The organism is Escherichia sp. 93.1518 (assembly GCF_013368915.2).
GTDB classification, from domain to species: domain Bacteria; phylum Pseudomonadota; class Gammaproteobacteria; order Enterobacterales; family Enterobacteriaceae; genus Escherichia; species Escherichia ruysiae.
Genome location: NZ_JABWMT020000023.1, coordinates 37949 through 51296 on the forward strand (window position 1 = coordinate 37949; position 13348 = coordinate 51296).

The following is a 13348-nucleotide window of genomic DNA, read 5'->3' on the forward strand; positions in this document are numbered from 1 at the left end:
TATGGGGCTGCGCTGAAAAGCGACGTACAATGTCGCTAGTATTAATTCATTTCAATCGTTGACAGTCTCAGGAAAGAAACATGGCTACCAATGCAAAACCCGTCTATAAACGCATTCTGCTTAAGTTGAGTGGCGAAGCTCTGCAGGGCACTGAAGGCTTCGGTATTGATGCAAGCATACTGGATCGCATGGCTCAGGAAATCAAAGAACTGGTTGAACTGGGTATTCAGGTTGGTGTGGTGATTGGTGGGGGTAACCTGTTCCGTGGCGCTGGTCTGGCGAAAGCGGGTATGAACCGCGTTGTGGGCGACCACATGGGGATGCTGGCTACCGTAATGAACGGTCTGGCAATGCGTGATGCACTGCACCGCGCCTATGTGAACGCTCGTCTGATGTCCGCTATTCCATTGAATGGCGTATGCGACAGCTACAGCTGGGCAGAAGCTATCAGTCTGTTGCGCAACAACCGTGTGGTGATCCTCTCCGCCGGTACTGGTAATCCATTCTTTACCACTGACTCCGCAGCTTGCCTGCGTGGTATCGAAATTGAAGCCGATGTGGTGCTGAAAGCAACCAAAGTTGACGGTGTGTTTACCGCTGACCCGGCGAAAGATCCAACTGCAACTATGTACGAGCAGCTGACCTACAGTGAAGTTCTGGAAAAAGAGCTGAAAGTAATGGACCTGGCGGCCTTCACGCTGGCTCGTGACCACAAATTACCGATTCGTGTTTTCAACATGAATAAACCGGGTGCGCTGCGCCGTGTGGTAATGGGTGAAAAAGAAGGGACTTTAATCACGGAATAATTCCCGTGATGGATAAATAAGGGTAAGATTCCGCATAAGTATCGCGGGGGCGTAAGTCTGGTTATAAGGCGTTATTGTTGCAGGCAGTTTGGTCACGGTCAGCGCGCAGCAACCGGAGCGTACATAAGTACGTGAGGATGGCGAGCACTGCCCGGGGGCAAAATGGCAAATAAAATAGCCTAATAATCCAGACGATTACCCGTAATATGTTTAATCAGGGCTATACTTAGCACACTTCCACTGTGTGTGACTGTCTGGTCTGACTGAGACAAGTTTTCAAGGATTCGTAACGTGATTAGCGATATCAGAAAAGATGCTGAAGTACGCATGGACAAATGCGTCGAAGCGTTCAAAACCCAAATCAGCAAAATACGCACGGGTCGTGCTTCTCCCAGCCTGCTGGATGGCATTGTCGTGGAATATTACGGCACGCCGACGCCGCTGCGTCAGCTGGCAAGCGTAACGGTAGAAGATTCCCGCACTCTGAAAATCAACGTGTTTGATCGTTCAATGTCTCCGGCCGTTGAAAAAGCGATTATGGCGTCCGATCTCGGCCTGAACCCGAACTCTGCAGGTAGCGACATCCGTGTTCCGCTGCCGCCGCTGACGGAAGAACGTCGTAAAGATCTGACTAAAATCGTTCGTGGTGAAGCTGAACAGGCGCGTGTTGCAGTACGTAACGTGCGTCGTGATGCGAACGATAAAGTGAAAGCACTGTTGAAAGATAAAGAGATCAGCGAAGACGACGATCGCCGTTCTCAGGACGATGTACAGAAACTGACTGATGCTGCAATCAAGAAAATTGAAGCGGCGCTGGCAGACAAAGAAGCAGAACTGATGCAGTTCTGATTTCTTGAACGACAAAAAACGCCGCTCAGTAGATCCTTGCGGATCGGCTGGCGGCGTTTTGCTTTTTATTCTGTCTCAACTCTGGATGTTTCATGAAGCAACTCACCATTCTGGGCTCGACCGGCTCGATTGGTTGCAGCACGCTGGACGTGGTGCGCCATAATCCCGAACACTTCCGCGTAGTTGCGCTGGTGGCAGGCAAAAATGTCACTCGCATGGTAGAACAGTGCCTGGAATTCTCTCCCCGTTATGCCGTAATGGACGATGAAGCGAGTGCGAAACTTCTTAAAACGACGCTACAACAACATGGTAGTTGCACCGAAGTCTTAAGCGGTCAGCAGGCTGCCTGTGATATGGCGGCGCTTGAAGATGTTGATCAGGTGATGGCGGCGATTGTCGGTGCTGCAGGCCTGTTACCTACGCTTGCCGCTATCCGCGCGGGTAAAACCATACTGCTGGCCAACAAAGAATCACTGGTCACCTGTGGACGTCTGTTTATGGACGCCGTAAAGCAGAGTAAAGCGCAGTTATTACCGGTCGATAGCGAACATAACGCCATTTTTCAGAGTTTACCGCAACCTATCCAGCACAATCTGGGATACGCTGACCTTGAGCAAAATGGCGTGGTGTCCATTTTGCTTACCGGGTCTGGTGGCCCTTTCCGTGAGACGCCATTGCACGATTTGGCAACAATGACGCCCGATCAAGCCTGCCGTCATCCGAACTGGTCGATGGGACGTAAAATTTCTGTCGATTCGGCTACCATGATGAACAAAGGTCTGGAATACATTGAAGCTCGCTGGTTGTTTAACGCCAGTGCCAGCCAGATGGAAGTGCTGATTCACCCGCAGTCAGTGATTCACTCAATGGTGCGTTATCAGGACGGCAGCGTTCTGGCGCAACTGGGAGAACCCGATATGCGTACGCCAATTGCCCACACCATGGCATGGCCGAATCGCGTGAACTCTGGCGTGAAGCCGCTCGACTTTTGCAAACTGAGTGCGTTGACATTTGCCGCACCGGATTATGATCGCTATCCATGCCTGAAACTGGCGATGGATGCTTTCGAACAAGGCCAGGCTGCGACGACCGCATTGAATGCCGCAAACGAAATCACCGTTGCTGCATTTCTTGCGCAACAAATCCGCTTTACGGATATCGCCGCATTGAATTTATCCGTTCTGGAAAATATGGATATGCGTGAACCTCAATGCGTGGACGATGTGTTGTCTGTCGATGCCTGTGCGCGTGAGGTCGCCAGAAAAGAGGTGATGCGTCTCGCAAGCTGAGGATAATCCGGCTACAGAGAGTCGTGCTATTTGTTAGCGTAGGGCTTCAGTGATATAGTCTGCGCCATCTGATCGTAAGTAGTTGGCTTTCTAAGGTCAGGTATGCCGTGGTTTTACACGGCTTTTTTTTGTATAGGCTTCAGTATTCCTGAGTACCGTAAACCCTGTCAGGGAATAAGAAACGCGTGATGTTGTCTGCTACTCAACCACTTAGCGAAAAATTGCCAGTTCATGGCTGTCGCCATGTCGCGATCATTATGGATGGCAACGGGCGCTGGGCAAAAAAGCAAGGGAAGATTCGTGCCTTTGGGCATAAAGCCGGGGCTAAATCGGTCCGCCGGGCGGTCTCTTTTGCGGCCAACAACGGTATTGAGGCGTTAACGCTGTATGCCTTTAGTAGTGAAAACTGGAACCGACCAGCGCAGGAAGTCAGTGCGTTAATGGAACTGTTTGTGTGGGCGCTCGATAGCGAAGTAAAAAGCCTGCACCGACATAACGTGCGTCTGCGTATTATTGGCGATACCAGTCGTTTTAACTCGCGTTTGCAAGAACGTATTCGTAAATCTGAAGCGTTAACTGCCGGGAATACCGGTCTGACGTTGAATATTGCGGCGAACTACGGTGGACGTTGGGATATAGTCCAGGGCGTCAGGCAACTGGCTGAAAAGGTGCAGCAAGGAAACCTGCAACCGGATCAGATAGATGAAGAGATGCTAAACCAGCATGTCTGTATGCATGAACTGGCCCCTGTAGATTTAGTAATTAGGACTGGGGGGGAGCATCGCATTAGTAACTTTTTGCTTTGGCAAATTGCCTATGCCGAACTTTACTTTACAGATGTTCTCTGGCCCGATTTCGATGAACAAGACTTTGAAGGGGCACTAAATGCCTTTGCTAATCGAGAGCGTCGTTTCGGCGGCACCGAGCCCGGTGATGAAACAGCCTGATGGGGGTCGCTTTTGCTGAAGTATCGCCTGATATCTGCTTTTGTTTTAATACCTGTCGTCATCGCGGCGCTATTTTTATTGCCGCCGGTGGGGTTCGCTATTGTTACGCTGGTAGTCTGTATGCTGGCAGCGTGGGAATGGGGACAGCTTAGCGGTTTTACCTCTCGCTCGCAGCGGGTATGGCTGGCGGTGCTGTGCGGGTTATTGTTGGCGCTGATGCTTTTTCTGTTGCCGGAATATCACCGAAATATCCATCAACCACTGGTTGAGGTCTCACTTTGGGCTTCGCTTGGCTGGTGGGTTGTCGCGTTATTGCTGGTGTTATTCTATCCCGGTTCCGCGACAATATGGCGTAAGTCCAAAACATTGCGCATTATCTTTGGCGTGCTAACTATTGTTCCCTTCTTTTGGGGCATGTTGGCGTTACGAGCCTGGCACTATGACGAGAATCATTACAGTGGCGCGATATGGCTGCTCTATGTCATGATCCTGGTCTGGGGCGCTGACTCTGGCGCATATATGTTTGGCAAATTGTTTGGCAAACATAAGCTGGCACCGAAGGTTTCTCCGGGTAAAACCTGGCAAGGCTTTATTGGCGGACTCGCGACCGCAGCGGTAATCTCATGGGGTTATGGCATGTGGGCGAATCTGGACGTTGCACCCGTCACCTTACTCATTTGCTCTATTGTCGCAGCGTTAGCCTCAGTGCTTGGCGATCTGACCGAGAGCATGTTTAAGCGTGAAGCAGGAATTAAGGACAGCGGTCATTTAATTCCAGGACATGGCGGTATTTTGGATCGTATTGATAGCCTGACGGCTGCTGTACCGGTCTTTGCTTGCCTGCTGTTGCTGGTATTCAGGACGCTTTAACGGAAGGTATTATGCTGAGTTTTCTCTGGGATTTGGCTTCGTTCATCGTTGCATTGGGTGTACTTATCACCGTGCATGAATTTGGTCATTTCTGGGTTGCCCGGCGTTGCGGTGTTCGCGTTGAGCGTTTCTCTATAGGTTTTGGTAAGGCGCTCTGGCGCCGAACTGATAAGCTAGGCACCGAATATGTCATCGCCCTGATCCCTTTGGGCGGTTATGTCAAAATGCTGGATGAGCGTGCTGAACCGGTTGTTCCGGAGCTTCGCCACCATGCCTTCAATAATAAATCTGTTGGCCAACGTGCGGCGATCATTGCCGCAGGTCCGGTTGCAAACTTCATTTTTGCTATCTTTGCTTACTGGCTGGTTTTTATCATTGGTGTGCCTGGCGTACGCCCGGTGGTTGGTGAAATATCAGCCAATTCGATAGCTGCACAAGCACAAATTGCACCAGGAACGGAACTAAAAGCCGTAGATGGTATCGAAACGCCTGATTGGGATGCCGTGCGTTTGCAGTTGGTCGATAAAATTGGTGATGAAAGCACCATCATTACCGTAGCACCATTTGGTAGCGACCAGCGGCGAGATGTAAAGCTCGATTTACGTCAGTGGGCGTTTGAGCCTGATAAAGAAGATCCAGTATCTTCTTTGGGGATTCGTCCCCGTGGGCCGCAAATTGAACCTGTAGTGGAAAATGTGCAGCCAAATTCGGCGGCAAACAAGGCGGGTTTGCAAGCAGGCGACAGGATCGTTAAAGTCGATGGTCAGCCATTAACGCAATGGGTGACCTTTGTGATGCTTGTCCGGGATAATCCGGGTAAATCCTTAGCGTTGGAAATCGAAAGGCAGGGGAGTCCCTTGTCTTTAACATTAGTCCCGGAGAGCAAACCGGGCAATGGTAAGGCGATTGGTTTTGTCGGCATTGAGCCGAAAGTCATTCCTTTGCCAGATGAGTATAAAGTTGTACGCCAGTATGGGCCGTTCAACGCCATCGTCGAAGCCACGGACAAAACGTGGCAGTTGATGAAGCTGACGGTCAGTATGCTGGGAAAATTGATCACCGGTGATGTGAAACTGAACAACCTCAGTGGGCCGATCTCTATCGCCAAGGGGGCTGGGATGACAGCGGAACTCGGGGTTGTTTATTATCTACCGTTTCTTGCGCTTATTAGCGTGAACTTAGGGATAATTAACCTGTTTCCGTTGCCCGTACTTGACGGGGGGCATCTGCTGTTCCTTGCGATCGAAAAGATCAAGGGCGGACCGGTATCCGAGCGGGTTCAAGACTTTTGTTATCGCATTGGCTCGATTCTGCTGGTGCTGTTAATGGGGCTTGCACTTTTCAATGATTTCTCTCGGTTATGAGAGTTAGTTAGGAAGAACGCATAATAACGATGGCGATGAAAAAGTTGCTCATAGCGTCGCTGCTGTTTAGCAGCGCCACCGTATACGGTGCTGAAGGGTTCGTAGTGAAAGATATTCATTTCGAAGGCCTTCAGCGTGTCGCCGTTGGTGCGGCCCTCCTCAGTATGCCGGTGCGCACAGGCGACACGGTTAATGATGAAGATATCAGTAATACCATTCGCGCTCTGTTTGCTACCGGCAACTTTGAGGATGTTCGTGTCCTTCGTGATGGTGATACCCTTCTGGTTCAGGTAAAAGAACGTCCGACCATTGCCAGCATCACTTTCTCCGGGAACAAATCGGTGAAAGATGACATGCTGAAGCAAAACCTCGAGGCTTCTGGCGTGCGTGTGGGCGAATCTCTTGATCGCACCACCATTGCTGATATCGAAAAAGGTCTGGAAGACTTCTACTACAGCGTCGGTAAATATAGCGCCAGCGTAAAAGCTGTCGTGACTCCACTGCCGCGTAACCGTGTTGACCTTAAACTGGTGTTCCAGGAAGGTGTGTCAGCAGAAATCCAACAAATCAATATTGTTGGTAACCATGCTTTCACCACCGACGAACTGATCTCTCATTTCCAGCTGCGTGACGAAGTGCCGTGGTGGAACGTGGTAGGCGATCGTAAATACCAGAAACAGAAACTGGCGGGCGACCTTGAAACCCTGCGCAGTTACTATCTGGATCGCGGTTATGCCCGTTTCAACATCGACTCGACCCAGGTCAGTCTGACGCCGGATAAAAAAGGTATCTACGTCACGGTGAACATCACCGAAGGCGATCAGTACAAGCTTTCTGGCGTTGAAGTGAGCGGTAACCTTGCCGGGCACTCCGCTGAAATTGAGCAGTTGACTAAGATCGAGCCGGGCGAGCTGTATAACGGCACCAAAGTGACCAAAATGGAAGATGACATTAAAAAGCTTCTCGGTCGCTATGGTTATGCCTATCCGCGCGTACAGTCGATGCCTGAAATTAACGATGCCGACAAGACCGTTAAATTACGTGTGAACGTTGATGCGGGTAACCGTTTCTATGTGCGTAAGATCCGTTTTGAAGGTAACGACACGTCGAAAGATGCTGTTCTGCGCCGTGAAATGCGCCAGATGGAAGGGGCATGGCTGGGTAGCGATCTGGTCGATCAGGGTAAAGAGCGTCTGAATCGTCTGGGCTTCTTTGAAACAGTCGACACTGACACTCAGCGTGTTCCGGGTAGCCCGGATCAGGTTGATGTGGTCTACAAGGTCAAAGAACGTAACACCGGTAGCTTCAACTTTGGTATTGGTTACGGTACTGAAAGTGGCGTGAGCTTCCAGGCTGGCGTGCAACAGGATAACTGGTTAGGTACGGGTTATGCTGTTGGTATCAACGGAACCAAAAACGATTACCAGACCTATGCTGAACTGTCGGTAACCAACCCGTACTTCACCGTAGATGGCGTAAGCCTCGGTGGCCGTCTCTTCTATAATGACTTCCAGGCAGATGACGCCGACCTGTCCGACTATACCAACAAGAGTTATGGTACAGACGTGACGTTGGGCTTCCCGATCAACGAATATAACTCGTTGCGTGCAGGTCTGGGTTATGTGCATAACTCCCTGTCCAACATGCAGCCGCAGGTTGCGATGTGGCGTTATCTGTACTCTATGGGTGAACATCCGAGTACCTCTGATCAGGATAATAGCTTCAAAACGGACGACTTCACGTTCAACTATGGTTGGACCTATAACAAGCTTGACCGTGGTTACTTCCCGACAGATGGTTCACGTGTCAACCTGACCGGTAAAGTGACCATTCCGGGATCGGATAACGAATACTACAAAGTGACGTTAGACACAGCGACTTATGTACCGATCGATGACGATCACAAATGGGTTGTTCTGGGTCGTACTCGTTGGGGTTACGGTGATGGTTTAGGCGGCAAAGAGATGCCGTTCTACGAGAACTTCTATGCCGGTGGTTCCAGCACCGTGCGTGGCTTCCAGTCCAACACCATTGGTCCGAAAGCAGTTTACTTCCCGCATCAGGCCAGTAATTATGACCCGGACTACGATTACGAATGTGCGACTCAGGACGGAGCGAAAGACCTGTGTAAATCGGATGATGCTGTAGGTGGTAACGCCATGGCGGTTGCCAGCCTCGAACTCATCACCCCGACGCCGTTCATTAGCGACAAGTATGCTAACTCGGTTCGTACTTCCTTCTTCTGGGATATGGGCACCGTTTGGGATACAAACTGGGATTCCAGCCAATATTCTGGATATCCGGACTATAGCGATCCAAGCAATATCCGTATGTCTGCGGGTATCGCATTACAATGGATGTCCCCATTGGGGCCGTTGGTGTTCTCCTACGCCCAGCCGTTCAAAAAGTACGATGGAGACAAGGCAGAACAGTTCCAGTTTAACATCGGTAAAACCTGGTAAGTGTTCTCCACAAAGGAATGTAGTGGTAGTGTAGCGATGACTTTAGGCGATCAATATAAGATCGCCGGGCCACGCAAAGAACTGCACCCTCCGGTGCAAATGGGATGGTAAGGAGTTTATTGTGAAAAAGTGGTTATTAGCTGCAGGTCTCGGTTTAGCACTGGCAACTTCTGCTCAGGCGGCTGACAAAATTGCAATCGTCAATATGGGCAGCCTGTTCCAGCAGGTAGCACAGAAAACTGGTGTTTCTAACACGCTGGAAAATGAGTTCAAAGGCCGTGCCAGCGAACTGCAGCGTATGGAAACCGATCTGCAAGCTAAAATGAAAAAGCTGCAGTCTATGAAAGCCGGTAGCGATCGTACTAAGCTGGAAAAAGACGTGATGGCTCAGCGCCAGACTTTTGCTCAGAAAGCGCAGGCTTTTGAGCAGGATCGCGCACGTCGTTCCAACGAAGAACGCGGCAAACTGGTTACTCGTATCCAGACTGCTGTGAAATCCGTTGCCAACAGCCAGGATATCGATCTGGTTGTTGATGCAAACGCCGTTGCTTACAACAGCAGCGATGTAAAAGACATCACTGCCGACGTACTGAAACAGGTTAAATAAGTAATGCCTTCAATTCGACTGGCTGATTTAGCGCAGCAGTTGGATGCAGAACTACACGGTGATGGCGATATCGTCATCACCGGCGTTGCGTCCATGCAATCTGCACAAACAGGTCACATCACGTTCATGGTTAACCCAAAATACCGTGAGCATTTAGGCTTGTGCCAGGCGTCTGCGGTTGTCATGACCCAGGACGATCTTCCTTTCGCGAAAAGTGCCGCGCTGGTAGTGAAGAATCCCTACCTGACTTACGCGCGCATGGCGCAAATTTTAGATACCACGCCGCAGCCCGCGCAGGACATTGCACCCAGTGCAGTGATCGACGCGACGGCGAAGCTGGGTAACAACGTTTCGATTGGCGCGAACGCGGTGATTGAGTCCGGTGTTGAGCTGGGCGATAACGTGATTATTGGTGCCGGTTGCTTCGTTGGTAAAAACAGCAAAATCGGCGCAGGTTCGCGCCTTTGGGCGAACGTAACCATTTACCATGAGATCCAGATCGGTCAGAATTGCCTGATCCAATCCGGAACGGTGGTAGGTGCGGACGGTTTTGGCTATGCCAACGATCGGGGTAACTGGGTGAAGATCCCTCAGATTGGTCGCGTGATTATTGGCGATCGCGTGGAGATCGGCGCCTGTACTACCATCGATCGTGGTGCTCTGGATGACACCATTATCGGTAATGGCGTGATCATTGATAACCAGTGCCAGATTGCACATAACGTTGTGATTGGCGACAATACGGCGGTTGCCGGTGGCGTCATTATGGCGGGCAGCCTGAAAATTGGTCGTTACTGCATGATCGGCGGTGCCAGCGTAATCAACGGGCATATGGAAATATGCGATAAAGTGACGGTTACGGGCATGGGTATGGTGATGCGTCCTATCACTGAACCTGGCGTCTATTCCTCAGGCATTCCGCTGCAACCCAACAAAGTCTGGCGCAAAACCGCTGCACTGGTGATGAACATTGATGATATGAGCAAGCGTCTGAAATCGCTTGAGCGCAAGGTTAATCAACAAGACTAACGTTCCATCTTTTGTTCGCCAAACTTTACGGCCTGTCTCATTCTTACGATTGCGGCAGGCCGTGTTATTATTGTCGTTTCTTATATTTTGACAGGAAGAGTATCTTGACTACTAACACTCATACTCTGCAGATTGAAGAGATTTTAGAACTTCTGCCACACCGTTTCCCGTTCTTACTGGTGGATCGCGTGCTGGATTTTGAAGAAGGTCGTTTTCTGCGCGCAGTAAAAAATGTCTCTGTCAATGAGCCATTCTTCCAGGGCCATTTCCCTGGAAAACCGATTTTCCCGGGTGTGCTGATTCTGGAAGCAATGGCACAGGCAACAGGTATTCTGGCGTTTAAAAGCGTAGGAAAACTGGAACCGGGTGAGCTGTACTACTTCGCCGGTATTGACGAAGCGCGCTTTAAGCGCCCGGTCGTGCCAGGCGATCAAATGATCATGGAAGTCACTTTCGAAAAAACGCGCCGTGGCCTGACCCGTTTTAAAGGGGTTGCTCTGGTCGACGGTAAAGTAGTTTGCGAAGCAACGATGATGTGTGCTCGTAGCCGGGAGGCCTGATACGTGATTGATAAATCCGCCTTTGTGCATCCAACCGCCATTGTGGAAGAGGGCGCGTCGATTGGCGCCAATGCTCACATTGGTCCTTTTTGTATCGTTGGACCCCATGTCGAAATTGGTGAGGGTACCGTACTGAAATCTCACGTTGTCGTGAATGGCCATACTAAAATTGGTCGCGACAATGAGATTTATCAGTTCGCCTCCATCGGCGAAGTTAACCAGGATCTGAAATATGCTGGCGAACCGACCCGTGTGGAAATCGGCGATCGTAACCGCATTCGCGAAAGCGTCACCATTCATCGTGGCACAGTCCAGGGCGGTGGATTGACGAAGGTGGGCAGCGACAACTTACTGATGATCAATGCTCACATTGCGCACGATTGTACGGTAGGTAACCGCTGTATTCTCGCCAACAACGCAACGCTGGCGGGGCACGTATCGGTAGATGACTTCGCGATCATCGGCGGCATGACCGCAGTCCATCAGTTCTGCATCATTGGTGCGCACGTGATGGTTGGCGGTTGCTCCGGTGTGGCGCAGGACGTCCCTCCTTATGTCATTGCGCAGGGTAACCACGCAACGCCGTTCGGTGTCAATATCGAAGGGCTGAAGCGTCGCGGTTTTAGTCGTGAGGCGATTACCGCTATCCGCAATGCGTATAAGCTGATTTATCGCAGCGGAAAAACGCTCGATGAAGTGAAACCGGAAATTGCTGAACTGGCGGAAACTTATCCGGAAGTGAAAGCGTTTACCGATTTCTTTGCACGCTCAACGCGCGGTCTGATTCGTTAATGGCTGAACAGCGTCCATTAACGATTGCCCTGGTCGCCGGAGAAACCTCCGGCGATATCCTGGGAGCCGGTTTAATCCGCGCTCTGAAAGAACGTGTGCCCAACGCCCGTTTTGTTGGTGTTGCCGGGCCACGGATGCAGGCTGAAGGCTGCGAAGCCTGGTACGAAATGGAAGAGCTGGCGGTGATGGGCATTGTTGAAGTGCTCGGTCGTTTGCGTCGCTTATTGCATATTCGAGCCGATCTGACGAAACGTTTTGGTGAGCTAAAGCCAGATGTTTTTGTCGGCATTGATGCGCCTGACTTCAATATTACCCTCGAAGGTAACCTCAAAAAGCAGGGTATCAAAACCATTCACTACGTCAGTCCGTCCGTGTGGGCGTGGCGACAGAAACGCGTTTTCAAAATAGGCAGAGCCACCGATCTGGTGCTCGCATTTCTGCCTTTCGAAAAAGCGTTTTATGACAAATACAACGTGCCGTGCCGTTTTATCGGTCACACCATGGCTGATGCCATGCCGTTAGATCCAGATAAAAACGCCGCCCGTGATGTGTTGGGTATCCCTCACGATGCCCACTGCCTGGCGTTGCTGCCTGGCAGTCGTGGCGCGGAAGTTGAGATGCTTAGTGCCGATTTCCTGAAAACGGCCCAGCTTTTGCGCCAGACATATCCCGATCTTGAGATTGTGGTGCCGCTGGTGAATGCCAAACGCCGCGAGCAGTTTGAATGCATCAAAGCTGAAGTTGCGCCAGACCTTGCTGTTCATCTCTTAGATGGATTGGGGCGTGAGGCGATGGTGGCAAGCGATGCGGCGTTACTGGCGTCGGGCACGGCGGCACTCGAGTGTATGCTGGCGAAATGCCCGATGGTGGTGGGGTATCGCATGAAGCCTTTCACCTTCTGGCTGGCGAAGCGACTGGTGAAAACTGATTATGTCTCTCTACCCAATTTGCTGGCGGGCAGAGAGTTAGTCAAAGAGTTATTGCAGGAAGAGTGTGAGCCGCAAAAACTGGCTGCGGCGCTGTTACCGTTGTTGGCGGATGGTAAAACCAGCCACGCAATGCACGACACCTTCCGCGAACTGCATCAGCAGATCCGCTGCAATGCCGATGAGCAGGCGGCACAAGCCGTTCTGGAGTTAGCACAATGATCGAATTTGTTTATCCGCACACGCAGCTTGTTGCGGGTGTGGATGAAGTCGGGCGCGGGCCGTTGGTTGGCGCGGTTGTCACCGCTGCCGTGATCCTCGACCCGGCGCGTCCGATTGTCGGGCTGAATGATTCCAAAAAGCTGAGCGAAAAACGCCGTCTGGCGCTGTATGAAGAGATTAAAGAGAAAGCGTTAAGCTGGAGTCTGGGTCGCGCGGAACCCCATGAAATCGACGAACTGAATATTCTACACGCGACCATGCTGGCGATGCAGCGTGCGGTTGCGGGGCTGCATATTGCGCCGGAATATGTGTTGATTGATGGTAACCGCTGTCCGAAATTACCGATGCCGTCGATGGCTGTAGTTAAAGGCGACAGCCGCGTGCCGGAAATCAGTGCCGCGTCTATTCTGGCGAAAGTCACGCGCGACGCTGAAATGGCGGCGCTGGACATCGTTTATCCACAATATGGTTTTGCCCAACACAAAGGGTATCCAACAGCTTTTCATCTTGAAAAACTGGCTGAACACGGCGCGACCGAACACCATCGGCGCAGCTTTGGCCCTGTCAAACGCGCACTGGGACTTGCGTCCTGATTCTTGTGTCGAGATTAAGTAAACCGGAATCT

The 13348-nt window shown here is 51.1% G+C and carries 13 protein-coding genes; all 13 read left to right on the forward strand.

From position 1 onward, the window contains the following. Positions 1–80: 80 nt before the first annotated feature. The 13 genes from pyrH to rnhB all read left to right on the forward strand — a co-directional run bounded on the left by pyrH (position 81) and on the right by rnhB (position 13316). Positions 81–806: a UMP kinase gene (gene pyrH, locus HEN21_RS16345; RefSeq protein ID WP_000224573.1), complete on the forward strand. Its 726-nt coding sequence runs from the start codon at positions 81–83 to the stop codon at positions 804–806. A 291-nt stretch (positions 807–1097) separates the two neighbouring features. Next, positions 1098–1655, forward strand: coding sequence for a ribosome recycling factor (gene frr, locus HEN21_RS16350; protein ID WP_000622418.1), 558 nt, complete (start codon positions 1098–1100; stop codon positions 1653–1655). Positions 1656–1747: 92 nt separating this feature from the next. Beyond that, positions 1748–2944 (forward strand): 1-deoxy-D-xylulose-5-phosphate reductoisomerase, encoded by a 1197-nt coding sequence (gene ispC, locus HEN21_RS16355; RefSeq protein ID WP_000811944.1) that lies wholly within the window; start codon positions 1748–1750, stop codon positions 2942–2944. A 188-nt stretch (positions 2945–3132) separates the two neighbouring features. Then, positions 3133–3891 (forward strand): (2E,6E)-farnesyl-diphosphate-specific ditrans,polycis-undecaprenyl-diphosphate synthase, encoded by a 759-nt coding sequence (ispU, locus tag HEN21_RS16360; RefSeq protein ID WP_001517776.1) that lies wholly within the window; start codon positions 3133–3135, stop codon positions 3889–3891. A gap of 12 nt (positions 3892–3903) precedes the next feature. Continuing rightward, entirely contained in the window at positions 3904–4761 is an 858-nt protein-coding gene (gene cdsA / locus HEN21_RS16365; RefSeq protein ID WP_000922433.1) for a phosphatidate cytidylyltransferase, read from the forward strand. Positions 4762–4772: 11 nt separating this feature from the next. After that, positions 4773–6125, forward strand: coding sequence for a sigma E protease regulator RseP (gene rseP / locus HEN21_RS16370; protein WP_000948225.1), 1353 nt, complete (start codon positions 4773–4775; stop codon positions 6123–6125). Between the two features lie 29 nt (positions 6126–6154). Then, positions 6155–8587: an outer membrane protein assembly factor BamA gene (gene bamA / locus HEN21_RS16375; protein ID WP_001240898.1), complete on the forward strand. Its 2433-nt coding sequence runs from the start codon at positions 6155–6157 to the stop codon at positions 8585–8587. A gap of 121 nt (positions 8588–8708) precedes the next feature. Next, positions 8709–9194 (forward strand): molecular chaperone Skp, encoded by a 486-nt coding sequence (gene skp, locus HEN21_RS16380; protein ID WP_000758956.1) that lies wholly within the window; start codon positions 8709–8711, stop codon positions 9192–9194. A gap of 3 nt (positions 9195–9197) precedes the next feature. Continuing rightward, entirely contained in the window at positions 9198–10223 is a 1026-nt protein-coding gene (gene lpxD / locus HEN21_RS16385; protein ID WP_001139274.1) for a UDP-3-O-(3-hydroxymyristoyl)glucosamine N-acyltransferase, read from the forward strand. Positions 10224–10327: 104 nt separating this feature from the next. Further along, the gene (fabZ, locus tag HEN21_RS16390) at positions 10328–10783 is read left to right on the forward strand and encodes a 3-hydroxyacyl-ACP dehydratase FabZ (RefSeq protein WP_000210739.1); all 456 of its coding nucleotides are present in this window, start codon (positions 10328–10330) and stop codon (positions 10781–10783) included. A 3-nt stretch (positions 10784–10786) separates the two neighbouring features. Beyond that, positions 10787–11575, forward strand: a complete 789-nt coding sequence (gene lpxA, locus HEN21_RS16395; protein ID WP_000565966.1) for an acyl-ACP--UDP-N-acetylglucosamine O-acyltransferase — start codon at positions 10787–10789, stop codon at positions 11573–11575. Then, entirely contained in the window at positions 11575–12723 is a 1149-nt protein-coding gene (gene lpxB, locus HEN21_RS16400) for a lipid-A-disaccharide synthase (RefSeq protein WP_105285874.1), read from the forward strand. The genes lpxA and lpxB overlap by 1 nt, the downstream gene beginning before the upstream one ends. Further along, complete coding sequence (gene rnhB, locus HEN21_RS16405) at positions 12720–13316, forward strand: ribonuclease HII (protein WP_000569437.1); 597 nt, start codon at positions 12720–12722, stop codon at positions 13314–13316. Before lpxB ends, rnhB begins: the two co-directional genes overlap by 4 nt. Positions 13317–13348 lie beyond the last annotated feature (32 nt).